This is a genomic window from Bradyrhizobium sp. (genome assembly GCF_050014615.1).
GTDB lineage: Bacteria > Pseudomonadota > Alphaproteobacteria > Rhizobiales > Xanthobacteraceae > Bradyrhizobium.
The window spans coordinates 13,927-40,600 of record NZ_JBEKCZ010000007.1; the positions used below are offsets into that span (position 1 = coordinate 13,927).

The window sequence follows — 26,674 nt, forward strand, 5'->3', positions numbered from 1 at the left end:
GGTCTCGCTTCGCGCACGAGGCCGCTACCCCTGCGGAGAGATCACCCGCGTGATCGTCTGTGCGGCATCGGGATTGATGATCATGTCGGCGTGTTTCATGTTCGGCAACAACATGACCTGGATATTCACGCCAAGGCGCTGCATCAGGGGTGCGAACTGGTCGGCGAACTCCTGCTCGTCGGCGGTGCCGACCAGCACGGCAGCCGGCTGGCGAATGTTTTTCAAATAGGTCTCATACTGGCCGCCGGCGCCGAAATTCCTCATCAGCCGATAGGAATAGCCGGCGGTCACCCATCGCCACATCTCAGGGGGGACCGCGTAGCGGAGGACAGGAAATCCATCGAACCAGTGAATGCCGAAACGATCGAGCAAGTCGATTGTCACGACGCGTGGAACAGAAAGACCGACCCAGCCGCCGGAAGCCGGGCGCAGGGTTGGCGACCCCGGCAGGATCGGAGAAAGAAACACATAGCGGTCAAACAGCATTCCATGAGGGCCGCCGGCGAAGCGGACACTGAAGCCGGCGCCCGCGGAGAAGCCGACCAGCGTCCGCGTCTCGCCGCTTTTGGCCGGCCCAAGCTGGGCTACAAAGTCCACGAGATCGTCATCGATCTGTCCGATGTAATCGATATCGCCGCGCCGGCCCGAGCCACCGTGGCCGCGGATGTCCGGCACATAGACCGTGACGCCGGCGGCGCGCAACGACTCTGCGAGGGCATGCATACTGGTTCCTGGAAAAGCCGAGCCGTGGATCAGAACGGCGACTTTGTCCGGCCCCGCGGGATAGGCATAATATTGCAGGCTGTTGCCATCGTGGGCCACGAATTGTCGCGGCGCCGGAAAGTCTGCGGTGTCCTGGCTGGAGGACTTCGCCATGGAAGCCATGGCCGGCGGGGATGTGGGTGCATTGAACGCGATGACGGCAACGGGGATAGCCGCAATCACGACGAACAGGCTCAACAGACCGATCGCCAGCTTACCCATCATTTCTGTTCTCCTTTACTGCAAATCTGTATTTGGCTCACGGAGTCGCTTGCAACGATCGCTAAATCTGCCGCGCTGAGGCCGCGATGATTTCCTGCAGCGTGGCGACATGGCGGGCGAAGGCACCGCGCCCCACCGCCGTCGCGGTCACCGTGGTCTGGGGCTTCTTGCCGACAAAGGCCTTGTCGACCGCGACATAGCCGGCCTTCGCCAGCGTTTCGATATGGGCGCCGAGATTGCCGTCGGTGGCGCCGGTCAGCTTCTTCAGGCGGGAGAATTCAAGTCCCGCGGCGGCCGGCAATGCGTTCAGCGCGGCCATGATTTTCAGCCGCAGCGGCTGGTGGATGATGTCGTCGAGTTCGGCCATCGGTCAGCTCCGGCGCATCCAGAGACCGCCCAGAATGAGCCCGCCGCCATTGACGAAGGCCATCCACAACGGGAAAGCCTCGCCGATGAAATAATAGCCAACCAGCGTCAGCGCCACCACGGCAAGGCCGATCGCAACGAAAGCATGACCGAACCACAGACCGGCGATGCAGTACGTCAGCATGAAGTAGATCGGCCAGAAGGTTCCTTGCTGGCGTGGCGTGAAGTGGCCGAGAATGTCCACGCAGAAGAAGCCGAACGCAAAGAACATCAAGTATGTGACGAGTATCCTCAGATCGACGGTACGCACCCCGGATCTGGCGTGATTGACCTGACTGAACGCAGCCGAACCAATCACACCTCCGACATAAACCAGAAGCCACGCGTAGCCGGCGTAGAGCGGTGTCAGGTAAGTCACGAGGTTGCCCGCGAATACCAGAGCGCCCCACAGGATCATCAATTGGCTTGAGAGCTGGTAGATCGTCGATTGACGAACGCGGTGGACGATGGATTCGATTTCCGCCAGCGCCGAAGCGGCTTCCCTGGGATCGATGCCCGTCATGAGCTCACACCCGTGGTGGCGACGTCGTCGGCGATCACCGATATCGCGGCGGGATCATGGATGATGCCCATGTGGTCGACCCCCTGGATGATCCTGACGGCCGCGCGGTCTCCAACGGTCTGGCCGAATTTTTCGGAATCGATCAGTTCGTCGGCGGAGCCCGAAAAGATCGTCACGGGCTTGGTCGCCGCCGCAAGGTCGGCGCGGTAGTCGGAAGCGGCGAAGTTGCGCATCAGCCGGTAGGAATAGGTCGCGGTCAGTCTCTGGCTCGAATCCGGCGGTACCGCGAAGGCGATCGCCGGCAGCGATTCCGCCCACGGCATCCCCAGTTTGCGCAACACCGACAGCGCAAGGAAGCGCGGAATATCCGGATTGGCCCAGCCGCCGGAGTTGGGGCGGCTGCTCGGCGCGTCGTAGCCGAGATAGGGCGCCAGCAGCACCGTGCGTGTGAACAGGTTCTGGATCGGCGAGGCGGCGACGCGCAGCGCAAATCCGCCGCCGGAGGAATGACCGAGCAGCGTCAAAGGCGCGGTCGGATCAGTCTTGCGGATTTCGGTCACGAGATCGGCCATGTCGTCTTCAAGCTGGCCGAGATAGGTGATGTCACCCCTGTTGCCGGAGGCGCCGTGTCCGCGGATATCCACCGTATAGGTTTGCACCCCTCGCGCGGCCAATGCGAGCGAGAGCGAATGCACGGCTCCCTGGCTGGAACCCGATGAGCCATGCACGACGACGGCGATGCGGCCGGTTGAGGGCGTGTGCGCCGGATAATGCCGATACGCCAGTTCGGTGCCGTCGCGGGCCTGGAACCGGGTGAGTTCAGGCAGCGCACTGAAATCCATCAATTTGCGGTAGGCCGAAATCGATTTCAGCTCCGGTGGCTGATGGACCGGCCAGGCGATCAGACCGCCGAGCACCAGTGCAGCGATTCCCACCAGGGCCAGCCCCCACAACAGAGCTTTGAGACCGCCGGAAACCATTGTTACGACCATGACGCAGACCTCCAGGTTGAATTGTACGAAACTTGGAAAACGGAATCAGGCGAGACAGCGCTTCGCTGCCACTGCCCGTCGCCTACGGCGCAGATGTCACCACGACCACAAGAGAATGGTCATCGGGTCTCGAGATTTCGGATCGGAACGGCTGCTTGCTTGCCCAAGCCGGCTGGTCAGGATGCCAGTCGAGCACGTTGGCTTGATCGCTGCACCGGGTGGCTACGCTACCCCTGACCAGATCCGCGGCCGCTTTGATTGAAATCGAAAATGATGAGGATTGCTGTTGGCTGTCACGCCCGCAGGATGGCAACGGAGGATCGAAAACAACGCGGAGAAAGTCGCCATCGGCGCTGCGATCGACGTATTCCCTGAGTTGTCCGAATTGATCCGACAGCAGCGAGATGCTGCCACCCCAGGCCTTGTTCAAGACATACAGGTCAGCGCTCCCGGACGACGGCGCATAGCCTTCCGCGCCGAACGTGGCCTTGAATGAATTGTAGAGGATGAGGTTGATCGAGATTCCGTGGCTGTATGACCATTTGAAGGGAAATGAGCCTTGGGCGTCCTCAGGCGTGAAGGCGTAATTCCCGGGTCCGATCAAAGCGCGGCCCCCCCGGGCACGTGCGTTGGTGTCGCGATAGAAGATCAGGAACGCGCGGTCGCTCATGTGGCCGCTCTGGTCGGTCAGCCCCGCGCCTTGCCGGCTCAAGGTTTGATCTGGATCGAACTGGACGTCGATATCCACCGGGATGTTTTCGACGTCGTCAAAGCGCGCACGCACGCTACGTGGTCGCCCGTCATCTCCCGAGATCTGATAGTCGATCGGGCGGTAGGTGCCGCCGACGAAGGTCGCCAATTGAGGATCGTTGCGGTAGTGGATTTGGCGCTTGGAGCCGGCGCGCTCGGTGAACCAGACCCAGACGGCAACGCGGCCATCACGGTCCGGATCGCGGCTCGCCACCTCAACCGCTTCGTAAACCGGATGATGCGGGAGCCACAGAAACCAGTGATGATCCCAAGCGTCTACAATGGTGAAAAACGGCACCAGCGGATAAAGCATGGCGGCTTCCTCGGACTTGTCGGCAGCTGACTTGGCGGCAGCGGAACGGAGGACCCGGGATGGTGAACACGCGAGCAGCGCGACAGCCTCCATCGCGCCGAAGAGGAATTGACGCCGCGCCTTGCTGTCGTTGGCATTCATGAGCGTCCTCCACTCGAAGAAATCAGCCGGGCGTCCATTTCAGACTTATTCCGAAGACAGATAACTCTGTAATACAGAGTAATCTGAATTGCAAGTGCTGATTTGCGGTGACGGCCGAAATCCCTAACTTGTGCTCCAACCCGAAAAGCCCGATTCGATTGTCCGAGATGACCGCAGCCGAAGCCCTGATCAACGCGCCGGAGTTCACGGTGTCCGAACTATCGTCCGCCCTGAAGCGGACGGTGGAGGATGCCTATGGGCACGTCCGGGTGCGTGGCGAAATCACCGGCTTCCGCGGGCCGCATTCTTCCGGGCACTGCTATTTCGCGCTCAAGGACGAGGGCGCCAAGATCGAGGCGGTGATCTGGAAGGGCGTCCATGGCCGGATGCGCTTCAAGCCGCAGGAAGGCCTTGAGGTCATCGCCACCGGCAAGCTCACGACTTACCCCGGCTCGTCGAAATACCAGATCGTCATTGAAGCGATCGAGCCCGCCGGCATCGGCGCGCTGATGGCGCTGATGGAAGAGCGCAAGAAGAAGCTTGCCGCGGAAGGCCTGTTCGACGAGGCGCGCAAGCAATTGCTGCCCTGGTTGCCGGAGGTGATCGGCGTCGTCACCTCGCCGACCGGGGCTGTGATCCGCGACATCCTGCATCGATTGCAGGACCGCTTTCCGCGCCGCGTGCTGGTATGGCCGGTGCGGGTGCAGGGCGAAGGCTCGGCCGAACAGATCGCGGCCGCGATCCGCGGCTTCAATGCATTGCCGGAAGGCGGCCGGATTCCGCGGCCTGATCTGTTGATCGTCGCCCGCGGCGGCGGCTCGCTGGAAGATTTGTGGTCGTTCAACGAGGAGATCGTGGTCCGCGCCGCCGCCGACAGCATGATTCCGCTGATCTCGGCGGTCGGCCACGAAACCGATATTACGCTGATCGATTTTGCCGCCGACAAGCGCGCGCCGACACCGACCGCCGCCGCCGAAATGGCTGTCCCCGTGCGCAGCGAATTGTTCGTCGAGGTCGCCGGCCTGGCGCGCCGCACCATGGTGTGCTGGCAGCGCGGCCAGGAAGCCCGCCGCAACGAGCTGCGCGCCGCCGTACGCGCGCTGCCGGGGCTCAGCGAATTATTGGGGATTCCGCGACAGCGGCTGGATGGCGCTTCAAGCGCCCTGCCCCGTGGTTTGAAAGCCAATACCCACGCGCATTTCCGCCGCTTCGCGGGCGTCAGCGCGCGGCTGACCATGCGGGTGCTGCGCGGACAGCTCGCACAGGCCTCGCATCGGCTGACCGTATCCGGCGAACGAATGCGCAATTCCACGAGATCGCTGCTGCAACAACGCAGGGATCGCTTTGCCGGGCTTGAGGTCAGGCTGAAAGCCTCCAAACTCTCCAACGCGCAGGCGCAACGCAACGCGATTGCGCGGGACCGAGAGCGCGCGCTGCGGCTGGCCGAGCGTGCGCGGCGAGCGCTCACGACAACCGTGCAGCGCTTCCAGGCGCGGGTCGCCCATAGCGGTCAATTGCTGGGAGCGCTGTCCTATCGCGGCGTTCTCGCGCGCGGCTTTGCGCTGGTGCGCGACGAGCAGGGCCTCGCGGTGCACGCGGCCGCGGCGGTTGGACCGGGGGCGCGGCTCAGTCTGGAATTTGCCGATGGACACGTTGCCGCGACCGCCGATGCGGATCGGCCGGCCGCAAGGTCGGTGCCGGCCAAGCCGGCGGCGAGCGAGCCCAAGGCCCTGACGTCCAAGGCCGCAACGCCCAAGCACGCCGTCAAGCCGGTCGAGCAAGGAAGCCTGTTCTAGAGATTACCGCGCCAGCCATTCGGCGACGCGCTTTTGCGAATCGGCGCGCGCCTCGGGATCGGTGCCGAGATGGCCGCGTTCGGGCAGGGTGGCATCGGACGTTCCGGCCAGCGCATGCAGCGGAAAATTGGCGCGGTCGAAATCATGGTAGGCGTCGGGATAGACCACGATCCGCGTCAGCGCGCTGCGCCCCCGCGCGCCATCGATCATCTGATGGCAGGCCTGCGGCGAACTGACGTCGTCCTTGGCGCCGATCAGGAGCAGCGTCGGAACGCGCGCGCTCCATCCAAGCCCCGACGAGAGACGGCAGTCCGGATAAAACGCAATCGCCGAGCGGAAGTCCGGCTCGGTACCGCGCGAGGACAATTGCGGACGCACCGCCCACAACAGCGCGCTGGCGCCATTGGCCCAGCCCAGCAGGCTGATGCGGTCGTGCGCCGACCAGGGCTGCTGCATCAGCCATTGTCTCGCTGCCATGATGTCCGCCACCCGTTCGCGACGGGCATGGATCCGGCGATCCCCAACCCGGCATTGCGGACCGAGCTCGCGCGAGCCATAGCTGTCCGGCAACAACACGGCGTCGCCGTCCTTCAGCAATTGCTCCGCCCAATCGCGATAGCGCGGCAGGATCGGCTCGGCATGACCGGACAATCCGCCGCATCCGTGCAGCGCGATCACGGTCGGAAACGGCCCGTCACCTTCGGGCTTGTAAAGCTGCGCGTGCAATGTCCCGCCGCTCAGGGGAATGTCGACCTGACGCGGGGCAGGCAACGGCGCCGCATCCACCGCGCTGGCCGCGGCAAACAATGCCAGGAATGCAATTGCTGACAGAAGGCGCATCGCGGTTACCGGGCCGTTTTGGTGCTGGCACAGCAGCAATCCATGGGCGTCAAGGCTAGCATGTGGCAAACACGTAAATTCATCACAAATCGGTGGGTTTGACGGGCGGACACCACGACCTATTTATGCTAGATACCATTTCTGAATGTTGCCCGGTCGCGGTACCGGGAACTGAAACCGATCGGAGAGCTCTATCCGTGCTGAATAAATTCGGTCCCTCGGGCCATGGCGAAGCGCAGTTGCAATATCTGGATGGCGATTTCCGCGTGATCTCACCGGGGACTTATGTGCGCTGCGCGGTGACCGACGTGCGGATACCGCTCGACGAATTGAAATACTGGAGCGTCGATCTGCAGGAGGCCTACGCCATCCCCAGCGCCGTGCTGGAACGGCATTTTCCCGGCGCCCTGAAAGCGCAGGGTTAGCGGCGAAATTTCGTCTCGCGCGCGCTGAACAACCGGTCGGCCACGAATTTCCGTAATTGTACGGCATCGCCAAACCGGAGCGTCACCGCGAACGGCACAATCGCTTGCGCCCAGGGCGGCAGACCGTCGCGGCCGCGCAGCCGCGCCAGATCCTTTTCCGTGGTCACCAGCGTCAGCGCATCGCGTTTGGCTTCAGTGGTCAACGTCTCGATCTCACCTTTTGAAAACGCGTGGTGATCGGCGAAGGCGCGCTCCAGCACGACCTCGATGCCGCTGTCGCGCAGCGTTCTGAAAAACCGCGCAGGATCGCCGATCCCGGCAAAGGCCAGCACGCGCTTGCCGCGCAGCGATGCGACCGAGGCATCGTCTGCCTCAAGCTGCGCCGACAAGACCGGCTTGCCCCGCGCCGCAACGGCAGCGGCGACCGCTTCGGCCGCCGATCCACGGCCAATGACGATCAGGGCATCGGTGCGGGCCAGTTGCGGCGGCAGCGGTGCCCGCAACGGACCGGCGGGAAACACGCAAGAATTGCCGAGGCCGCGGTTGGCATCGATCACGATCAGGGAGGCGTCCTTGGCGATCGCCGGATTCTGGAAACCATCATCCATCAGGATCACGCTGGCGCCTTGCGAGCGCGCCAGGGCCACGCCATCGATACGGTCGCGCGCGACCACCACCGGGACCGTCCGCGCCAGCATCAAGGGCTCGTCGCCGACGTCGAACGCGGCGTGGCGGCCGAGATCGACCATGATGGGTCCGCGCAATTGTCCGCCATAACCGCGGCTGAGCACGACCGGCGTCTCGCCGAGTTCGCGCAGCAATTTCGCCAGGGCCAGAACCGTCGGGGTCTTGCCGGCGCCGCCGACATGATAATTGCCGACGCAAAGCACGGGGATGCCGGCGTCAAATCCCTCGCGCTGCAACCGGTGGCCGGTGATCACGCCATAAATGGCGCCGAGCGGCATCAGAAATCGCGACATCCATGATGAAGGCCGGTACCAAAAGGCCGGCTCATGCATTGGATGCCCCCATTTCGAGCCGCAATTGCAACAGATAGGGTTCGAGCGCGGCCAGCGTGCGGTCGAGCGCGCCGCCGAGTTGCGCAACCACCTGCTCCGCGGCCGCAACCGACGCGTCGCGCGCCGCCGGATCGGCCAGCAACTGGCCCAGTTGCTTGACCAGCGCTTCCGTCGTGTCGGTCCGCTTGGCGCCGCCGGCGCCGTCGAGCGCCTCGTAAACATCGGTGAAATTGAAGACGTGCGGCCCATGAACGATCGAGGCGCCGAGCTTGATCGCCTCGATCGGATTCTGGCCGCCATGCGGGACCAGCGAACCTCCCATGAACACGATCGGCGCCAGCCGGTAGAACAGTCCCAACTCGCCCATGGTGTCCGCGACGTAGATGTCGGTGGTCGCGGTCGGCAGTTCCTCGCGCGAACGCAAAGCCACATGCAGCCCGGAAGCCGCGACGATGCGGGCAATCGCCTCACCGCGATCCGGATGCCGCGGCACAATCACGCTCAGCAGCGATGGAAAGAATCCCGCCAGGGTGCGATGCGCGGCAATCAGGATGTCTTCTTCGCCGGGATGGGTCGATGCCGCGACGATGATCGGGCGGCCGCGCGTCACCGACATCAACCGCTCCAGCTTGGCGGAATCGGCCGGCGGCGCGGCAACATCCAGTTTCAAATTGCCCGTGGTCACGACGTTGCGGCTGCCGAGCGCGGTAAAACGCTCGGCGTCGACCGGCGATTGCGCCAGGCAGACGTCGAACCGGCCAAGCAGCGCCGAGATCGTGCCGCTGACGCGGCGCCAGCGCGGAAACGAGCGATGCGACATCCGGCCATTGATCAGCACCATCGGCAGCCGCCGCGCCGCGCTCGACAGGATCAGATTCGGCCACAAATCGGATTCGATGAACAGCGCCAGGCTCGGCCGCCAGTGATCCAGAAAACGCGCGACATAGCGCGGCGAATCGTAAGGCACATATTGATGGATGATGTCGGCGGGAAACCGCTTGGCGACGATCGCCGCCGAGGTCACCGTGCCCGAGGTCAGGAGGATGCGGATATTCAGGGCGCGCAACTTCTCGATCAAGGCCGCCGCGGCCAGCACTTCGCCGACACTGGCGCCGTGAATCCAGACCAGCGGTCCATGCGGCCGGATATCCCGGCTCATGCCACGGCGCTCGCCGATCCGCGCGGGATCCTCCTTGCCTTGTTTCAGCCGCCGCTTGATCAACGCCGGCGCCAGCGGCATGACCGCGGCGGACAGCCTGCGGTAGACGCGCAGGGTCATCGGCAGGGAATTAGCCATGACCCGCCTCTTCCGGACGGCCGACCTGCGCATAGGCACGGCGGGTCGCATCGTTCAGGGTCGCCTCCAGCCGAGCACGCAATTCTTCCATCGTCTGTGCACCGGCGTCGGATGGAACCATGATAATTTCGCCTCCCACCAGCGCCCCTCGTCCGAACGGCAGATTGATCGTGGTGCGGTCCCAGTTCTTCAGCCGCAAGAAGCGGCTGGTCGCCATTGCGAACGGCATGATCGGCCGTCCGGACTCCCGGGCCAGCATGATGATGCCAAGGCCGGCGATGCGCGAGCGCTTGGGCACGTCAGCGGTCAGCGCGACGTTATAATTTTCTGCGAGCGCGCGCACCATCTCTTTGAACGCGCCGACGCCGCCCTTGCGGTGAAACGCCGAGCCGTGATCGCCGGAACCGCGGATGGTGCCGATCCCAAGCCGCTCGGCCGCGAGCGCATTGAACTCGCCGTCGCGATGCCGCGAGATCAGCACTTTGCCGCGATGGCTTTCCTTGGTCTTGATAAACGGCGTCATGAAGTGCTGGCCATGCCAGAATGCCAAAATCGCCGGCATCTGCGGCTCGACGATGTCATAGACATCCGGCGGATCGAAACTGAACCGGTTGGTCAGCCAGACCAGCCGCAGGAACTCGGCCGCGAGAAACCCCGCAGCGCGCTGGACCCAGCTGCTGCGCAGCACATTACGGAGTAATCTTTTCAACTGGCAGGCTTCGTGTCTTGACCCGGGTCGAGCAGCCGGTGGAGATGGACGACGAAATAGCGCATGTGGGCATTGTCCACCGTCTGCTGCGCCTTGGCCTTCCAGGCCGCATGGGCGGTCGCGTAATTGGGATATACGCCGACGATTTCCACCTGATCGAGATCCTTGAACGTGGTGTGCTCAAGATCGATCAGTTCGCCTCCGATGACGAGATGGAGCAATTGCTGCGGAGCACTATCTGGCATGTTCTCTTTTCCTAACGCGGTGCTTCCCTAACGCAGTGCTTCCCTGACGCAGTGCTTCCCTGACGCAGTGCCTGGCGAGCAAGATTTTCAGCGCGCATCGGGGAGCTCAAGACAACGGGCTATTCCGAAAATGCTCGACAATGCTTGCATGACGATCGCGTCCCGCTGCCACCAGCACCCCGTGCGTTACCTCCCGGCGATTGTAGAGGATCGAATCCCCGGAGAGCGCGGTCATGTTACCATTCGCTTCCTGCACGATCAAATGGGCCGCGGCAAGGTCCCAGTCGCGACTTTGGCCACCCGCAAAGGCCGCATCGAGCCCTCCATGCGCGACCCGGCACAGCCGCAGCGCCAGCGATCCGATACGGGGATGAAGGATGATTTCGCCGGCCCCCAGCCTGAGCCGTTCGACCAGCGGTTTCGGACCCGCCATGCGGGAAAAATCCAGCTCGGTGCCGGGCGTCGCATAAACCGGCACATCGTTGCGCACGGCGCCCTGTCCGCGCTGAGCGAAGAAAAATTCATCGCTGGCCGGCGCGAACACGGCGGCCAGCAGCGGCTGCTCGTTCTCGACCAGCGCCACGCTCACGCACCAGTCTTCGCGGCCGGCAAGATAGCCGCGGGTGCCGTCGATCGGATCGACAATCCAGACCCGGTGCTTCTCAAGCCGCGCTTCGTCGTCGGCACTTTCCTCCGACAGCCAGCCATAGTCCGGCGTGGCGGATCGAAGCCTGCTCTCGATCAGGTCGTTGACCCGGATGTCGGCTTCGGAAACCGGCGACGACGCGCCCTTGGTCCAGCTCTTCAGCTCGGTGCGGAACAGGGACAGCGCCAGCGCACCGGCCTCGCGCACCGTATCGGCCAGCAACGCCGCATCGCGCGTCAGGACATCGCGCGTCAAAGTCTTGTCAGCTACACTTCCGGCGCTAGCGTCCGCCAAGCGTCAATCCCTCGATGCGCAGCGTTGGCGCATTGACGCCATAACGAAACACCAGATCGTTGGCGGGGACCAGCGACTTGAATATTTCGAGCAGATGACCCGCGATGGTCACCTCGCTCACCGCATAGGTGATCTCGCCGTTCTCGATCCAGAACCCCGATGCGCCGCGGCTGTAGTCGCCGGTCACGCCATTGACACCGGAGCCGATCAGGTCGGTAACGTAAAATCCCTGTTTGATATCGGATATCAGTTCGGCCGGAGTAGGCTCGCCGGCTTCGAGGTGAAGGTTATAGGATCCCGGCGATGGCGACGATGATACACCGCGCTGGGCGTGGCCGTTCGTGGTCAGCCCGAGTTCGCGCGCGGTCGCGCAATCCAACAGCCATGATGTCAGCACGCCCTGGTCGACGATGGCCAGCTTCTCGACCTTGACGCCCTCGGCGTCGAACGACTGCGAACGCAATCCGCGCACCCGCAACGGATCGTCGATGATGCGGATATTTTTGGCAAACAGCTGTTCGCCGAGACGGTCCTTCAGGAAGCTGGTCTTGCGCGCGATCGACGCGCCATTGATCGCGCCAATGAGGTGACCGACGATCGAACCCGATACGCGCGGGTCGAACACGACGGGCACCTTGCAGGTCTCGACCTTGCGCGGATTGGCACGCGCCACCGTGCGTTCGCCGGCGGTGCGGCCGACGCTTTCGGGCGAGGCGAGATCGGAGGCATGCGGCGCCGAGGTGAAGTCATAGTCGCGTTCCATGCCGGTGCCGTCGCCCGATATCGCGGTCATCGAGATACCCTGGCTGGAACGCAGATAGGAGCCGTGAAAGCCGGTGCTGGTCACCAGCACCATGCCGCCGATGCCCGTCGAGGCCGAGGCGCCGCCTGACTTGGTGACGCCCTTGACGGCGAGCGCCGCCGCTTCGGCTTCACAGGCACGCCGTTCAAGTTCCGATGTCGAGGGAACCTTGGGGTCGAGCAGATCGAGATCGGGAAAATCGCGCGCCAGCAGCGCCGGATCGGCAAGACCGACATATTTGTCATCGGGCGCGACACGCGCCATCGCGACGGCGCGCTCCGCGAGCCTGGCGACACCATCGCCGCTGACATCGTTGGTTGAGACCACCGCCTGGCGCTGTCCCACCAGCACGCGCAGCCCGACATCATCGCCTTCCGAACGCTCGGATTCCTCGACGCGCCCGTCGCGCACCTCCACACCTTGCGAAACGCCGCGCACCGCCACGGCGTCGGCGGCGTCCGCGCCGGCGCGCCGGGCCGCCTCGACGAGACGCTGCGCCAGCGTGCTGAGGGCGGATTGATCGAACAGATCGGAGGTACCGGCTTTTGCCGAAAGCGGCGATGCCGCGGATGGTGAAGAGATCACAAACAGAATCCCGCGAATTGAAGGAGGATGGACGGAGGACCGGAGGCGACGCGTCGGCAAATCAACTGATACATGAGATGTGCCTGATTCACACGGACTTCAAGCATTTTCACGCGCCGAAAACCAAAGATTTTCAAGCGCGCGGCAAGGTCTCGTCAATCATGTGGGCCAAGGTCTTGTCAATCATGCGGGCGAATGCAGCACCGGTGACGCCGGGTTAACCAGCCTTTTTAAGCGATTTCGGACACGGCCCGGCTAAGGTCTCGCGTATCGACCGGGAGCATAATCCCGGCGGGGAGATAAAGCCGTGAGGCGTCAAACAGCAACAAGCGGGATCAATCCCGCCGGGTCGAGCCGCGCCTTGCGGCTCGACCCTCTTTCTCTGCCCGTCAGTTTCGATGCGCATGATGCCCGCGCCGACGGCGGCGTGCGCAGAGTGGAACTTCACCGCGAACGCGTCGTTCTGCATCGCGCCGTCCACGGCATGCAGATGGCGGTCAGCGTTCGCGTGCGCGATTTTCTTGGCGTCGCGCTGCGCGGCATCGACGACGCCCAGATGCTCGTTCTGGTTCACCGCGATCCATCACTGAGCATCCCGCTCGGCGTGAGTTCCGATCGCGAGGAGATCGCGGCGGCCTGGCAGATGTGGAGCGACATCTTCGCGCTTCCGCTGTTGCCCGAAGACGAGGCCCGCGAGCCGGCCGCGCGGCGTCGGCGGCACAACGCGATCCGGGCCCGGCGTCCGAAATTCCTGGTGCGGCGGCGCGGCGGCGACTTGCTCAACCCGGCCAACATCCATCAGGGCGAACGCGAGATCATCGCCAGGGATTAAACCCCGGCCCGCAGCACCGCATCCGCGAGCAATCCGGCAAACAGCAACAGCCCCGCATCGCGGTTGGACTGGAAAATCCGCAGGCACAAAGCGGGATTGCCGGTGTCCAGACGCCTGATCTGCCAGATCAGATGCGCGGCGAATGCGGCAAGCCCGACCCACGCCGGAAAACTCGAGCCGGCCGACACCAGTGCTGCGCCGATCAAAACCACCGCCAGCGCGTAAAACACCAGCAACGCCTGATGCGTGCGCGCGGCGAACAAAAGCGCGGTCGACTTGATTCCGATCAGCGCGTCGTCCTCGGCGTCCTGGTGTGCATAGATCGTGTCGTAGCCGATCACCCATGCGATCGAGCCGGCATAGAGCAACACCGCCGCCGCATCGATCCGCCCGAACGTCACGGCGAATCCCATCAGCGCGCCCCAGGAGAATGCCAGCCCGAGCACGATCTGCGGCCACCAGGTGATCCGCTTCATGAACGGATAGACCGCGACGATCAGCAGCGACGCGATACCGGTCGCCACCGCGAAGCGGTTGAATTGCACCAGCACCGCCAATCCGATCAGTGCCTGAGCGACAAGAAACACCACCGCCCGCGGCACGCTCACCTGGCCCGCCGGTATCGGCCGTGAGCGCGTGCGCTCGACCAGCGCATCGAGGTCGCGATCGGTGATGTCGTTCCAGGTGCAGCCGGCGCCACGCATGACAAAAGCGCCGACGAAGAACAGCACGATGATGAGAGGCAATTGCCAGACCGCGTGGGCGACGCCGGCGGCCAGTGCAGCCGACCACCAGCACGGCATCAGCAGCAGCCAGGACCCGATTGGCCGGTCGAGGCGGGAGAGCCGCAGATAAGGCCGCGACCATCGCGGCGCGAGCGTGTCGACCCAGTTGCCGGTCGCGTCCGCAACGCGGGCGGCGGCGCCATTCATCTGAGTTCGGTCATCTGATGTTGGTCATCGCACGAGGGCGTTGCCGCTCAAGGTATCGAACGTGCTGCCTTTCTTGGTGGTGTTAACCTCCGGCAGCGCGGCCGAAGAACCCAGCACCTCGCTCAGGCTTGGGCCAGCCGGCTTCTGTTGCTGCGCCCCTTGCTCGGCCGCCGCGCAGACCCTCTGCTGCATGCTCTCGGTATTCTTGTGGCCGTTCTTCAACTGGTCCTGCACCTGCGGTGGAATCCCGCACTGCGCGGCGTGGGTCTCGACATATTTGATCATCTTGGTCTCGACCTGGGCGAAATTTCCGATCAGCTTGCAGGCTTCTGCCGGCGTCGCATGCCGATCGCTCGCGGTCTTGATCAGCTTGCCGCGTTTCTCCGCCTCTTCGCGCAACGGCAAGAATCCCTTCATGCAATCGTCGCCGCCTTGCTGCGATGGCCCTGGCGGCGCGAACCCTTGGCCACCGCCGCCGCCGCCGAAGGGCGCTGCGCCGGTTGCCGGAAACGAGCTCGGCGCTGCGCCAAAGGAAGGAGTCGGCGCCATTCCGTTGACCGGCGGAAATGCCGGATCGCTGGCCGCGGCAGCGGCACGACCGGGCAGCGGCGCTGGAAAGGCACCCTGGGCAAAGGCCTGGCCGACATAGAGAGTAGCGAGGGCCACGGTGAGCGGCACAATCAGACGACGGATCATCAAAGCTGTTCCTCAGGCAAGGTCCAATGGCCCTTAAGCGTCTTCCCGATAGAAGAGCGACTCCGATAGGGTATTTTACGATTCTTGCCAGCCCTTAACAACCCGTGGAATTGGGCGACAGCGCGGCGCCATGCCGCGCCGGAGCGCCAATAATCGCGTAAATTCTCATCCTTTGGGCTAAAACGCCGCGGATTGGAACATTGACCATGCCCCAACTCGATTTTCGCCAACCGAGGCTGTTCGTCGAGGCGCCATTGGCGCCGGGCGAGACGGCCACGCTTGAGCGCGACCAGAGCAATTATCTCGGCAACGTTCTGCGTCTGTCCGCGGGCGACACCATTCTCGTGTTCAATGGACGCGATGGCGAATGGCAGGCCACCATCGCCGGCCGCAAACGGGCCGACAGTCTTGAAATCATGACCCAGACCCGGCCGCAGGATCGGCTGCCGGACCTCGCCTACATCTTTGCGCCGCTGAAACACGCCCGGCTCGACTACATGGTCCAAAAAGCGGTCGAGATGGGCGCATCGTCGCTGCAGCCGGTTCTGACCCGCTTCACCCAGGTCAGCAGGGTTAACGGCGAGCGGATGCGGGCCAACGTCATCGAGGCGGCCGAGCAGTGCGGCATCCTGAGCATTGCAGCGGTCGCCGACCCGGTCCCGCTCGATCGTTATTTGAGCCAGCGCAATACCGGGCGCCTGCTGGTTTTCTGCGACGAGGCCGCGGAGGTACTCAATCCGCTGCAAGCGCTGCAAAGCGGCCTGTCGACGGCCCACGGCACCGACGTCCTGATCGGCCCCGAAGGTGGTTTCGCCGAGGAAGAGCGCGCCATCCTGCTGCGGCAGCCACGAACCTTGAGGCTTTCGCTGGGGCCGAGGATCCTGCGCGCCGACACCGCCGCGGTGGCCGCGCTGGCGCTGGTTCAGACGGCACTCGGCGACTGGACCGATCGCGGTTCGGCGGGGTAGCCGGCATTAAGACACTTGATTAAGGCACTTGCCCGATCCCTGTCGAAACCCGGCGCGGGCCATGCTATGGGCTGCGCCCAACCCCCTTGGAACCCGCTGCCGGGTTATTTGGACGTCGAAATGAGCCTGACCGCCGCCCCTCGCGCGACCGGATCCGCCGCATGGGCGGACGCACTGCTATTGTCGTTCGCGCAAGCCGGTTACAGCCGCGCCGAACCGGGGATTCTGCAGCCTGCCGAGCCATTTCTTGATCTCTCCGGCGAGGATATCCGCAAAAGCCTCTATCTGACCACCGACGCCAGCGGCGAGGAATTGTGCCTTCGCCCCGATCTGACCATTCCGGTCGCGCGGGATTATCTCGCGTCTGCCCAAGTCGGGCAGCCGGCCGGGTTCAGCTATCTCGGCCCGGTGTTCCGCTATCGCGGCGGCCAACCCAGCGAGTTCCTGCAGGCCGGCATCGAATCCTTTGGACGGCAGGATCGGCCCGCCGCCGATGCTGAAATGCTGGCACTGGCGCTGGAGGCGACCAGCGCGTTCGGCCTGACCGAGGTCGAGATTCGCACCGGCGATGTCGCGCTGTTCACGGCGCTGATCGACGCCCTCGATCTTTACCCGGTGTGGCGGCGGCGGCTGATCAAGGATTTTAATCGCAAGATCAGCCTGGCGCAGGATATCGAGCGCCTGACTCTGGCGACCGCACCTGGCCGCAACGAATATGAGGGGGTGCTCGCGGCCCTGGCCGGCTCCGATCGCAAGGCGGCGCTGGCGCTGGTGACCGATCTGATGTCGATCGCCGGCACCACCAATGTCGGCGGGCGCTCGGTTTCGGAGATCGCCGATCGCTTCCTGGAACAGTCGACATTGAAGGGCGGCGCGCTGCCGCGCGACGCGCTTTCGACCATCAAGCGCTTCCTCGCCATTGCGGGCGATCCCGACGATGCGATCGCACAGCTGCGCGCCCTGGCTGATGATACCAAGCTCGACCTCACCGCCGCGATCGATGCGTTTGAAAGCCGGGTCGGCTTCATGGCCGCGCGCGGCGTCGAAACCCGCCTGACCCGCTTCTCCACCTCATTCGGGCGCGGCATCGATTATTACACCGGCTTCGAATTCGAGCTGCATGCCAAAAGCAATGGCATCGAGCCACTGGTCGCGGGCGGCCGATATGACGGGCTGTTGAAGCGGCTGGGCTCCCCGACCGCGATCCCGGCGGTCGGATTCTCGGTCTGGGTCGAAACCCTGGCCAACATCGGCAAGCCTGACGCGAACAAGCCTGCCTCGAACACGCCTGCCGCGAAAGGGAGCGTGTCATGAGCGCACCCTTCGTTCTCGCCGTTCCCTCCAAGGGGCGCCTGCAGGAAAACGCCGAAGCCTTCTTCACGCGTGCCGGCCTTTCGCTGGCCAAGCCGCGCGGCGCCCGCGACTATCGCGGCACCATCAACGGCCTCGACAATGTCGAGATCGCCTATCTCTCGGCGAGCGAGATCGCCTCGCAGCTGGCACGCGGTGCGGTGCATCTCGGCGTCACCGGCGAAGACCTGGTACGCGAAAGCATCACCGATGCCGACAAGCGTGTCCTGCTGATCGACAATCTCGGCTTTGGCAGCGCCAATGTCGTGGTGGCGGTGCCGCAGGCCTGGATCGACGTCCGCACCATGGCCGATCTCGACGATGTCACCACCGGCTTCCGCGAGCAGCATAACCGGCGGATGCGGGTGGCGACCAAGTACATCAATCTCACCCGGACATTCTTCGCTTCCCACGGCGTCGTCGATTACCGGATCGTCGAAAGCGCCGGTGCGACCGAGGGTGCGCCGGCAGTCGGCACCGCGGAAATGATCGTCGATATCACCACGACGGGCGCGACGCTGGCCGCCAACGGTCTCAAGGTGCTCGACGACGGCGTGATCCTGCGCAGCCAGGCCAATCTCGTGGCCTCGCGCGACGCCGACTGGTCGAGCGAGGCGCGCGAGACCGCGCGCGTCATCCTCGATCACATCGCGGCCCGGGCCCGCGCCAGCAAGTATCGGGAAGTCCGCACCCGCTTTGCCGGGTGCAACGCAGCACTGCTCGCCGAGGCCCATAATCGCTTCGGCGTGGTGTCCCCGTTCGGCGGCCCGACGTCGTCGGGAATGGTGACGCTGCATTGTCCGCCGGCGCAGCTTTACGCGCTCGGCAGCTTCCTTCGCACCCACGGCGCCGAGACGGTTTCGGTGGCGTCGCTCGACTATGTGCTCGACCGCGACAATCCGCTGTTCGCCAGGCTTGAGGCCTTCTTGCGGTAGTGAGGCGGAGGGCCGCAGCCCACCCCCGTAGCGACAATGCGCCGCCGGTGCCATATGGTGTTTTTCGGATGGTTGGAACCTGATCGATGATGCTGGGTACGGATGTTTCTGGCCTGTCGACGACCGCGGCTACGGCTGCGGCGCAAGGGTTATCGATCGTGGTGCCGGTGTATAATGAAGCCGCCGGGCTGGCGCTTCTGCACCAGCGGCTCGGCGATTTGGCAGGAACGCTCAAGGACCGCTACCGCCTGGCCTGCGAGGTGGTCTATGTCGACGACGGCAGCACCGACACGACGCTCAGTATCGCACGCGGGCTTGCGGCCGATGCGCTCGATATCCAGGTGGTGTCGCTGTCACGCAATTTCGGCAAGGAAGCCGCGCTGATGGCGGGACTGGATCACGCCCGGCGCGGGGCCGTCCTGTTCATGGACGGCGATGGTCAGCACCCGCCGGATCTGGTCGAGAAGCTTGTCGGTCACTGGATCGATGGCGGATACGACGTGGTCTATACCGCCAAGGCGCACCGCGACAATGAATCGTTTCTGCGCCGGCTCGCGGTGCACGGCTTCTACGCACTGATCAATTGGGGCGCACGGCAGAAGATTCCCGAAGATGCCGGCGACTTCCGGCTGCTGTCGCCACGCGCCGCGGCGGCGCTGCGCCAGCTTCCCGAGCGCAACCGTTTCTTCAAGGGCCTCGCCAGCTGGATCGGATTCCGTCAGATCCGCGTCGACTACGAACCCGCAGCCCGCGCCCACGGCGTCACCACCTTCAGCCCGGGCCGGCTGGTCGGGCTTTCGATCGAAGGCCTGACCTCGTTCTCGGTCGCACCGCTGCGTTTTGCCAGCCTGCTCGGCGTGCTGCTCGCTTCGGCGGCTTTCCTGTTCGGCCTGTCGATCCTCTGGGAAACCTGGATGAGTGGAAAATCGGTCCCCGGTTATCCCTCGCTGGTGGTCGGCCTGATGACCATTGGCGGCGTCCAGCTGATCATGATCGGCATTGTCGGCGAATATATCGGCAAGATCCTTTCAGAACTGAAAGCCCGCCCGATCTATTTCGTGGCTGAACACAGCGAGAAACGCGTCGAAGCGAAGACCGATACCGGCGCCGGCGAGAGGACCGCCGCCGAATGAACGACGCCGCGCCGCCGCGCCGCATTTGGCTGTGCGCCGACGATTACGGTATCAGTCCCGGCGTCAACCACGCCATTCGCGACCTGATCGGGCGCGGCCGCCTCAATGCCACCTCGGTGATGGTGGTCGGCCCGACCATCGGCCGTGACGAAGCGAGCGCGCTTCAAACCCTCGCCGCCGACAGCCCGCGTTGCGCCATCGGTCTGCACGTTACTTTAACGGCGCCGTTTCGGCCCCTGACCATGCATTATCAGCCGCTCGATGGCGGCATGTTCCCGAGCTTTCCGAAACTGCTGCGCGCGGGTCTGCTGCGGCGGCTCGACCCGGAAATCATCCACGCCGAATTGAGGGTGCAACTGGCGACCTTCGGCGAACTGTTCGGCCGCGCGCCGGACTTTGTCGATGGTCATCAGCATGCGCAGCTGTTTCCGCAAATACGCGATGCGTTTCTGATGGCGGTCAAAGAGGCCGCCCCCAACGCCTGGGTCCGCCAGGGCGGACGCCGTCAGCCCCTGGCCCGGCGGCTCCATTCGCCCAAGGCACTGGTTCTCGACACCTTGAGCGCGCAGTTTCGCCGCCGTGCCTCGCGCGCCGATATCGCATTCAACCCCGGCTTCGCCGGCGCCTATGATTTCTCACGGCAAGCCGATTTCGGCGCGCTGATGCGACAATTTCTCGATGGCCTGCCGGAACACGGCGTGATCATGTGTCACCCCGGCTTGGTCGACGAAGTCCTGGTCAGCCTCGATCCGCTGACCGACCAACGCGAACGCGAATACGCCTTTCTCGGCGGGGAGCACTTCCTGCCTTTGCTGGCGGCGAATAAAGTTACATTGGGCTGATATTTCGGGTTGGTATTTCCCGCCCCTCCCCGGGGACGCTTTGTCGCATACATAAATTTAATCTCGGACAGCACTACTTGCGACACAAAGCGCCCCTACATCTGCCCCGCGCTTTCAAGCGAGGGAGAAACTCCATGACGCCGCAAGAACGCCAATTGGTTGACGATCTTTTCGACCGGCTCTCCAAAATGGAGGCTGCGCCGCGCGATTCGGACGCCACGGCGGCCATCGCGCAAGGCTTGCGCATGGCACCCAATGCCGTTTACGCGCTGGTGCAGACGGTCCTGGTCCAGGATGAAGCGCTCAGGCGTGCCAACAGCCGCATCCAGGAACTGGAAGCCGCCGGCGCGCCTGACCAACATGCGTCCGGCGGGTTCCTCGATTCGATGCGCGATTCGATATTCGGACAAAGCCAGCCGCGCGGCTCGGTGCCGAACGTCCGGCCACCCGAAATCCCCAGCCGTCCGGTTTGGAACAGCGGCCAGGTGATGCAGCAGGCACAGCCTGCGGGACAATATTACAATGAGAGTCCGTACGGTCAGCCCTATGGCGCGCCGCAATCCCCCATGGGCGGCATGATGGGCGGCGGCGGTTCGTTTCTGGGAACCGCGGCGGCGGCCGCCGCCGGCGTGGTCGGCGGATCGCTGCTGCTCGGCAGCATCCGCTCGATGATGGGAGGCAGCCATCACAGCTTCGGCGACACCGCAGGCCTTGGTGACAGATCTCTCGGCGACGGCGCCGTGAGCCAGACCCCATGGAGCGATCAATCCGGCAGCGCACTGGCACGCGACGCCGGGGTCAACGATATCGGTTCATCCGCGGGCCGCGCCGACGACAGTTCGCGTGCAGGATTTTTCGATTCAGCATCGAACGACGATCACGACGACATGGATCTCGATTCGGATGATTTCGGCAGCGACGGCGACAGTGACTACGCCTGACGAATTTCTGCTAGAGCATGATTCAACTGGGTTGAATCATGCTCGTCGTCCATCTTCTGGTTTGAGCATGATCTCCGCGCAAACGCCTCTGGCGTTTGTCGCGAGGGAAAACCGGTTCCCACTTTTCCGGATCATGCTCTAGCGCAACGAAAAACGGCCGCCCCGGACGGGCGGCCGTTTTCTCTTCAAGACCAAAGCCGATCAGATGACACCGATCAGATAACGATGACCCGCGCGCCGACATTGACGCGGCTGTAGAGGTCGATCACATCTTCGTTGCGCATCCGGATGCAGCCCGACGACACGTTGGTACCGATGGTCCAGGGTTCGTTGGAGCCGTGGATCCGGTAGAGCGACGATCCCAGATACATCGCACGGGCACCGAGCGGATTTTGCGGACCGCCTTCCATGTGCCGCGGCAAATCGGGGCGACGCACCAGCATTTCCGGAGGCGGCGTCCAATCCGGCCATTCCTTCTTGGCGGAAATCTGCTTGACGCCCGACCAGGTGAACCCGGGGCGGCCGACGCCGATACCGTAACGCATCGCCTTGCCGTTGCCCTGTACCAGGAACAGGAATTTGTTGGGCGTGTCGACGACGATCGTGCCGGCGCTCTCCTTGCCGTGATAATCGACGAGTTGCTTCTCGAATTTCGGATCAAAGGCAGGATGCGCGGGCTCGCCCGGATTTTCCTGCTGACGCATGGTTTGTTGCGGCTCCCCCGGCAACAGCGGACGCTGCGATTGGAATGATGGCTGCTGTTGATAGCCGGGTTGCTGCCGGTAACGATCGCCTTGAGGCGGCGCATCACCGAACAGAAACTGGATGAAGCCGCCGCCCAGATTGGACTGATCGGCCGAAGCCATCCGCACCGGCGCCGCGGGGCGCTGTGGGGGCTGGTTGGCATAGATCACAACGGGTTCCGGGACCGCCGCAGCGTCAAGCGCGACGGCCTGATGAAGTCCGGCATCCAGAAGAGACGCGCCGGCAAGGAGCGCAAGATACATTTTATGGGACATCGACGTACTCTGTACTGTTTCGTCTTGGGAGCGCCGGAGCGGCGCCTTTGCACATCGCCAGCTAAGATCAAAACCGCATCGGTTTGGTAAACAGAAACGGCGTTTCGATTCACCACGTCGTCAATTGCGCGCGGTTTTGGCCGGTAGCGTTTATTTTCGGTGAACGCGGCGCATGCATGGTTAATCGTTGGTATCGGCGATCAACATCGGCACCCAGAACAATTTCCGGCGTGAACTCCATGTTAAATCGAGTCTGCGTAAAACGTGAGGAGTGAAGGTTCAGGGAAAGTCTCATGCCGGTTCATCGCAGACGTTTTCGTATCGAAGAAGCCATTGTCGGCGACATGCCGATGCCACCGGAATTAGACAGTGGAGAGGTCGGGCCCATGCATCGCGAGATCATGTCCGAGTTGCGCGCCATCCGTGCCCAGATGGGCACCCCCGGCCACAGCGTGGCAGCAGGAACCATCGGCGATTCGTTGTCGCGCGAGGCTGCTGAAGCCCAAGCGCTGCTCGAAACCTATCGCGCCCAGATCGAGCAGTGCGAGAAGCTCAAGGTCGAACTCGATCTCATCTATGATGCGATCAGCCGCACCAAACGCGAAATCGCGGTGCTGCACGGCAACAGTTTCAACGGCGAGGAAATGGCCAAGGTCAACGGCGAACTCGGCGCCGTGGTCGGCGGTACCGAAGAAGCCACCCAGCAGATCCTCGAAGCCGCGGAATCGATCGATAACGCCGCGACCGCTTTGAGCCGGGTAACTTCGCCGGATCAGCAAAAGCTGCTCAGCGAGGAAATCCAGGAACGCGTGGTTTCGATCTTCGAGGCCTGCAATTTCCAGGATCTGACCGGTCAGCGCATCAAGAAGGTGATGACCACGATGAAGTTCATCGAAAATCACATCACCGTCATGATGGATATCTGGGGTGGCGTCGACGCCATCAAGGCGCACGCGCCGGCGATCGTTGATCATCGCGAGGGTGACGCCCGGCTGTTGAACGGTCCGAAGGTTGAGGGCGACGTCGGCCACGCCTCGCAGGACGACATCGACGCGCTGTTCGATTAAGCCTCGATTACTTCAGGTGGCTGGAGCGCAGCGCCCGGCCACCACAAAAACAATACGAAAACGCCGGCCAGAGGCCGGCGTTTTTATTTCAGGATGACGAAATTCCAGTTTAGGCCCGCGGGGCGCAGCGAACGTAGACCATATTGCCGTAACGGGTCGCCGCATCCTTGTCGGTGAAGCGGGTGATCAGGACGCGCCCGTCGAAGGAAACGATTTCGCGGTCCTGTTCGCCACCGGCCGGTCCGGGCGGGCCGATATAGTTCTTGCCGCTCGGGCTGCCCTTGAGGCGCAATTCCTGCGGCGTCGCCTGATCGGCCAGATGCATGATCACGCCGCCGGTGGCGCCGGCCCCGATCACGTAAGGTTGCTTGCACTGTGCCCGGGCCGCGACTTCGGTACGCGCGCGATCGTTGGGATTCTGGAACGACGCCAGGCCCCAGCGGCCGACAATCTCGTCCGAGCGGATGGTCGCCGGCATCTCGGGTGCGGCACTTGGCTCCGGCGCCACCGCAGGCGACGATGAAAAAGACGGCAGACTCATGCTGCTGCAAGCCCCCAGGAATATCGTCAGCGCCGAAGCGATCCCCAGATTGGCAACCGTACGCGCGCTACGTGACCTGACCATGGCTTCCCCCAAGCAATTCCCGGCCGCACCGATCCGCAGCCAAGCGTAAAACTCCTGTCGGAGCAATGATGTCCAGCAAATTACGCCGGCGCTCCGATTTAGTTTCCTCAAGCATCCTATATCTGCCTCACCAAGGGCTTAACCCCATTTGCTTGACAGGATCGGCGTCAAGCCATATTCCCGGGCGTACAATTAGCACTCCGAAAGCGCGATTGCTAAGGGTGCGAGCTGTCCGACCCTTGTCAGCCCCTTGGCGGTGTCGAATACGCCCGTACTCCCATCCACTTTCGATGGCACACCAGACCTGAACCAGACCTGAAAACGAAGCCTTCAAAAGGAACTGTCATGGCTAAAACCCAATTTCGTCCGCTGCATGACCGTGTCGTGGTCAAGCGTATCGACGCCGAGGAAAAGACCAAGGGCGGCATCATCATTCCGGACAGCGCCAAGGAAAAACCCCAGGAGGGCCGGGTGGTCGCGGTCGGCCCCGGCGGGCGCGACGAGGCTGGAAAGCTCGTTCCGATCGATATCAAGGCCGGCGATCGCGTACTGTTCGGCAAATGGTCGGGCACCGAGATCAAGCTCGACGGCGAGGAACTCCTGATCATGAAGGAATCCGACATCATGGGCGTGCTGGCCTAAACGAACCCACACAGCCGCCGCACACCACAGTCGTCATGCCCGGGCAAAAGCGCGAGGCGCGTCTTCGCGCTAGATGACCCGGGCATCCATCCTCTTCGGAAGATTCTAGCGAAGGCCGATGGATTGCCGGGTCAAGCCCGGCAATGAAGGTGAACAGCGCGGCGATCGACCGTATCCAATCCATCAGGAGTGTATTCAAATGGCTGCCAAGGACGTTAAGTTTTCCGGAGACGCACGCGATCGCATGCTGCGCGGCGTCGATATTCTCGCCAACGCCGTCAAGGTGACGCTCGGTCCCAAGGGTCGCAATGTCGTGATCGAAAAGAGCTTCGGCGCGCCACGCATCACCAAGGACGGCGTCACCGTCGCCAAGGAAATCGAGCTTGAGGACAAGTTCGAGAATATGGGCGCACAGATGCTGCGCGAGGTCGCCTCCAAGACCAACGATACCGCCGGCGACGGCACCACCACCGCCACCGTGCTGGCGCAGGCGATCGTGCGGGAAGGCGCCAAATCGGTTGCCGCCGGCATGAACCCGATGGACCTCAAGCGCGGCATCGAGATTGCGGTGACGGCCGTGGTCAAGGACATCCAGAAGCGCGCCAAGCCGGTGGCGTCATCTTCCGAAGTAGCCCAGATCGGCACGATCTCGTCCAACGGCGACGCCGCGATCGGCAAGATGATCGCGCAGGCGATGCAGAAGGTCGGCAACGAAGGCGTCATCACCGTCGAGGAGAACAAGTCGCTGGAGACCGAAGTCGACATCGTCGAGGGCATGAAATTCGACCGCGGTTATCTGTCGCCCTATTTCGTCACCAACGCCGACAAGATGACCGCCGAGCTCGAGGACGTCTACGTGCTGCTGCACGAGAAGAAGCTGTCCGGCCTGCAGTCGATGCTGCCAGTACTGGAGGCCGTGGTACAGTCGGGCAAGCCGCTCCTGATCATCGCCGAAGATGTCGAAGGCGAGGCCCTGGCCACGTTGGTCGTCAACCGCCTGCGTGGCGGGCTGAAGGTCGCCGCCGTCAAGGCGCCCGGCTTCGGCGATCGCCGCAAGGCGATGCTGGAAGACATCGCGATCCTGACCGGCGGTCAGCTGATCTCGGATGAACTCGGCATGAAGCTCGAAAGCGTCACGGTCAACATGCTCGGCCGCGCGCGCAAGGTGGTGATCGACAAGGAAAACACCACGATCGTCAGCGGCGCCGGCAAGAAAAAGGACATCGAAGCCCGCGTCGGCCAGATCAAGGCCCAGATCGAGGAGACCACCTCGGACTACGACCGCGAAAAGCTGCAGGAGCGTCTGGCCAAGCTGGCAGGCGGCGTCGCGATCATTCGCGTCGGCGGCGCGACCGAGGTCGAGGTCAAGGAAAAGAAGGACCGCGTCGAGGACGCCCTCAACGCGACGCGTGCGGCCGTGCAGGAAGGCATCGTGCCGGGCGGCGGCGTGGCGCTGCTGCGCGCCAAGCGGGCCGTCGGCCGCATCAACCATGACAACGCCGATGTGCAGGCCGGCATCAATATCGTGCTGAAAGCGCTGGAAGCGCCGATCCGCCAGATCGCGGAGAACGCCGGTGTGGAAGGCTCGATCGTGGTCGGCAAGATTCTCGAGAACAAGTCCGAGACCTTCGGCTTCGACGCCCAGACCGAAGAATATGTCGACATGGTCGCCAAGGGCATCATCGACCCGGCCAAGGTGGTCCGCACCGCGCTGCAGGACGCCTCTTCCGTCGCCGCCCTGCTGGTGACGACGGAAGCCATGGTCGCCGAAATGCCGAAGGAGCCGGCGCCGGCGGCGCCCGGCGGCGGGCACGGACATGGCGGCGGCATGGGCTTCTAAGGGCCCTTCTCCGCCAGCATGATCGATATCGATCGAAGAAGGCCGCCTCCGGGCGGCCTTCTTTTTGGCGAATTGTGCGGGGGTTT

The 26,674-nt window shown here is 63.5% G+C and carries 28 protein-coding genes; 12 read left to right on the forward strand and 16 right to left on the reverse strand.

The genetic code is table 11. The features are described from left to right. Positions 1-24: 24 nt before the first annotated feature. From ABR948_RS02155 to ABR948_RS02175, 5 genes are all read right to left on the reverse strand, one after another. Positions 25-987, reverse strand: a complete 963-nt coding sequence (locus ABR948_RS02155) for an alpha/beta hydrolase (protein WP_428113735.1) — start codon at positions 985-987, stop codon at positions 25-27. Between the two features lie 58 nt (positions 988-1,045). Further along, on the reverse strand, positions 1,046-1,351 hold the full coding sequence (locus ABR948_RS02160) for a transcriptional regulator (protein WP_428113737.1): 306 nt from the start codon (positions 1,349-1,351) through the stop codon (positions 1,046-1,048). Between the two features lie 3 nt (positions 1,352-1,354). After that, positions 1,355-1,912 carry a hypothetical protein gene (locus ABR948_RS02165; protein WP_428113738.1) on the reverse strand — a complete coding sequence of 186 codons (558 nt, stop codon included), beginning with the start codon at positions 1,910-1,912 and terminating at the stop codon, positions 1,355-1,357. After that, the gene (locus ABR948_RS02170; protein WP_428113739.1) at positions 1,909-2,904 is read right to left on the reverse strand and encodes an alpha/beta hydrolase; all 996 of its coding nucleotides are present in this window, start codon (positions 2,902-2,904) and stop codon (positions 1,909-1,911) included. Before ABR948_RS02170 ends, ABR948_RS02165 begins: the two co-directional genes overlap by 4 nt. Positions 2,905-2,986: 82 nt before the next feature. Continuing rightward, entirely contained in the window at positions 2,987-4,108 is a 1,122-nt protein-coding gene (locus ABR948_RS02175) for a hypothetical protein (protein ID WP_428113740.1), read from the reverse strand. Between the two features lie 167 nt (positions 4,109-4,275). Here ABR948_RS02175 and xseA point away from each other — a divergent pair, with 167 nt between their 5' ends. Further along, on the forward strand, positions 4,276-5,904 hold the full coding sequence (xseA, locus tag ABR948_RS02180; RefSeq protein WP_428113741.1) for an exodeoxyribonuclease VII large subunit: 1,629 nt from the start codon (positions 4,276-4,278) through the stop codon (positions 5,902-5,904). 3 nt (positions 5,905-5,907) lie between these two features. Here the strand turns inward: xseA and ABR948_RS02185 are convergent, their stop codons facing one another. Continuing rightward, entirely contained in the window at positions 5,908-6,744 is an 837-nt protein-coding gene (locus ABR948_RS02185) for a dienelactone hydrolase family protein (RefSeq protein ID WP_428113742.1), read from the reverse strand. Between the two features lie 197 nt (positions 6,745-6,941). Between ABR948_RS02185 and ABR948_RS02190 the strand changes: the two genes are divergently transcribed. Next, complete coding sequence (locus ABR948_RS02190; protein ID WP_428113743.1) at positions 6,942-7,169, forward strand: DUF2093 domain-containing protein; 228 nt, start codon at positions 6,942-6,944, stop codon at positions 7,167-7,169. On the opposite strand, the gene lpxK is transcribed toward ABR948_RS02190, so the two are convergent. The 6 genes from lpxK to ABR948_RS02220 all read right to left on the reverse strand — a co-directional run bounded on the left by lpxK (position 7,166) and on the right by ABR948_RS02220 (position 12,766). Further along, entirely contained in the window at positions 7,166-8,188 is a 1,023-nt protein-coding gene (gene lpxK / locus ABR948_RS02195; RefSeq protein WP_428113745.1) for a tetraacyldisaccharide 4'-kinase, read from the reverse strand. The genes ABR948_RS02190 and lpxK overlap by 4 nt on opposite strands. Then, the gene (locus tag ABR948_RS02200) at positions 8,181-9,518 is read right to left on the reverse strand and encodes a 3-deoxy-D-manno-octulosonic acid transferase (RefSeq protein WP_428113787.1); all 1,338 of its coding nucleotides are present in this window, start codon (positions 9,516-9,518) and stop codon (positions 8,181-8,183) included. The genes lpxK and ABR948_RS02200 overlap by 8 nt, the downstream gene beginning before the upstream one ends. Continuing rightward, positions 9,478-10,194, reverse strand: coding sequence for a lysophospholipid acyltransferase family protein (locus ABR948_RS02205; protein ID WP_428113747.1), 717 nt, complete (start codon positions 10,192-10,194; stop codon positions 9,478-9,480). Before ABR948_RS02205 ends, ABR948_RS02200 begins: the two co-directional genes overlap by 41 nt. Beyond that, on the reverse strand, positions 10,191-10,439 hold the full coding sequence (locus ABR948_RS02210) for a DUF4170 domain-containing protein (RefSeq protein WP_428113749.1): 249 nt from the start codon (positions 10,437-10,439) through the stop codon (positions 10,191-10,193). The genes ABR948_RS02205 and ABR948_RS02210 overlap by 4 nt, the downstream gene beginning before the upstream one ends. A gap of 106 nt (positions 10,440-10,545) precedes the next feature. Further along, entirely contained in the window at positions 10,546-11,379 is an 834-nt protein-coding gene (locus ABR948_RS02215) for a 3'(2'),5'-bisphosphate nucleotidase CysQ (RefSeq protein ID WP_428113751.1), read from the reverse strand. Next, the gene (locus ABR948_RS02220) at positions 11,366-12,766 is read right to left on the reverse strand and encodes a TldD/PmbA family protein (protein ID WP_428113753.1); all 1,401 of its coding nucleotides are present in this window, start codon (positions 12,764-12,766) and stop codon (positions 11,366-11,368) included. Before ABR948_RS02220 ends, ABR948_RS02215 begins: the two co-directional genes overlap by 14 nt. A 307-nt stretch (positions 12,767-13,073) precedes the next feature. On the opposite strand from ABR948_RS02220, the gene ABR948_RS02225 reads away from it, so the two are divergent. Continuing rightward, positions 13,074-13,598, forward strand: a complete 525-nt coding sequence (locus ABR948_RS02225) for a DUF6101 family protein (RefSeq protein WP_428113754.1) — start codon at positions 13,074-13,076, stop codon at positions 13,596-13,598. Here ABR948_RS02225 and ubiA read toward each other — a convergent pair. Together ubiA and ABR948_RS02235 are read right to left on the reverse strand one after the other, a co-directional pair. Next, complete coding sequence (ubiA, locus tag ABR948_RS02230) at positions 13,595-14,530, reverse strand: 4-hydroxybenzoate octaprenyltransferase (protein WP_428113755.1); 936 nt, start codon at positions 14,528-14,530, stop codon at positions 13,595-13,597. The two genes, ABR948_RS02225 and ubiA, sit on opposite strands and share 4 nt — an antisense overlap. Positions 14,531-14,554: 24 nt before the next feature. Then, complete coding sequence (locus tag ABR948_RS02235) at positions 14,555-15,226, reverse strand: hypothetical protein (protein ID WP_428113757.1); 672 nt, start codon at positions 15,224-15,226, stop codon at positions 14,555-14,557. Positions 15,227-15,432: 206 nt separating this feature from the next. Between ABR948_RS02235 and ABR948_RS02240 the strand changes: the two genes are divergently transcribed. The 6 genes from ABR948_RS02240 to ABR948_RS02265 all read left to right on the forward strand — a co-directional run bounded on the left by ABR948_RS02240 (position 15,433) and on the right by ABR948_RS02265 (position 21,395). Beyond that, positions 15,433-16,194: a 16S rRNA (uracil(1498)-N(3))-methyltransferase gene (locus ABR948_RS02240; RefSeq protein ID WP_428113758.1), complete on the forward strand. Its 762-nt coding sequence runs from the start codon at positions 15,433-15,435 to the stop codon at positions 16,192-16,194. Between the two features lie 120 nt (positions 16,195-16,314). After that, positions 16,315-17,508 carry an ATP phosphoribosyltransferase regulatory subunit gene (locus tag ABR948_RS02245; RefSeq protein ID WP_428113760.1) on the forward strand — a complete coding sequence of 398 codons (1,194 nt, stop codon included), beginning with the start codon at positions 16,315-16,317 and terminating at the stop codon, positions 17,506-17,508. Continuing rightward, entirely contained in the window at positions 17,505-18,479 is a 975-nt protein-coding gene (gene hisG, locus ABR948_RS02250; RefSeq protein ID WP_428113761.1) for an ATP phosphoribosyltransferase, read from the forward strand. Before ABR948_RS02245 ends, hisG begins: the two co-directional genes overlap by 4 nt. An 86-nt stretch (positions 18,480-18,565) precedes the next feature. Beyond that, positions 18,566-19,612, forward strand: coding sequence for a glycosyltransferase family 2 protein (locus ABR948_RS02255; RefSeq protein ID WP_428113762.1), 1,047 nt, complete (start codon positions 18,566-18,568; stop codon positions 19,610-19,612). Further along, positions 19,609-20,454, forward strand: coding sequence for a ChbG/HpnK family deacetylase (locus tag ABR948_RS02260; RefSeq protein ID WP_428113764.1), 846 nt, complete (start codon positions 19,609-19,611; stop codon positions 20,452-20,454). The genes ABR948_RS02255 and ABR948_RS02260 overlap by 4 nt, the downstream gene beginning before the upstream one ends. A 134-nt stretch (positions 20,455-20,588) precedes the next feature. Beyond that, positions 20,589-21,395: a DUF2076 domain-containing protein gene (locus ABR948_RS02265; protein WP_428113765.1), complete on the forward strand. Its 807-nt coding sequence runs from the start codon at positions 20,589-20,591 to the stop codon at positions 21,393-21,395. Between the two features lie 215 nt (positions 21,396-21,610). Here ABR948_RS02265 and ABR948_RS02270 read toward each other — a convergent pair whose 3' ends face one another. Further along, positions 21,611-22,414 carry a L,D-transpeptidase gene (locus tag ABR948_RS02270; RefSeq protein ID WP_428113767.1) on the reverse strand — a complete coding sequence of 268 codons (804 nt, stop codon included), beginning with the start codon at positions 22,412-22,414 and terminating at the stop codon, positions 21,611-21,613. A 293-nt stretch (positions 22,415-22,707) separates the two neighbouring features. Between ABR948_RS02270 and ABR948_RS02275 the strand changes: the two genes are divergently transcribed. Then, positions 22,708-23,481: a protein phosphatase CheZ gene (locus ABR948_RS02275; RefSeq protein WP_428113768.1), complete on the forward strand. Its 774-nt coding sequence runs from the start codon at positions 22,708-22,710 to the stop codon at positions 23,479-23,481. 109 nt (positions 23,482-23,590) lie between these two features. Here ABR948_RS02275 and ABR948_RS02280 read toward each other — a convergent pair whose 3' ends face one another. Continuing rightward, a complete protein-coding gene (locus tag ABR948_RS02280) occupies positions 23,591-24,106 on the reverse strand; it encodes a hypothetical protein (RefSeq protein WP_428113769.1) in 516 nt (171 codons plus the stop codon). 345 nt (positions 24,107-24,451) lie between these two features. Between ABR948_RS02280 and groES the strand changes: the two genes are divergently transcribed. Both groES and groL read left to right on the forward strand, forming a co-directional pair. Next, on the forward strand, positions 24,452-24,748 hold the full coding sequence (gene groES, locus ABR948_RS02285) for a co-chaperone GroES (protein WP_428113771.1): 297 nt from the start codon (positions 24,452-24,454) through the stop codon (positions 24,746-24,748). Positions 24,749-24,947: 199 nt separating this feature from the next. After that, positions 24,948-26,588 carry a chaperonin GroEL gene (gene groL, locus ABR948_RS02290; protein ID WP_428113772.1) on the forward strand — a complete coding sequence of 547 codons (1,641 nt, stop codon included), beginning with the start codon at positions 24,948-24,950 and terminating at the stop codon, positions 26,586-26,588. The last annotated feature ends 86 nt before the right edge of the window (positions 26,589-26,674 follow it).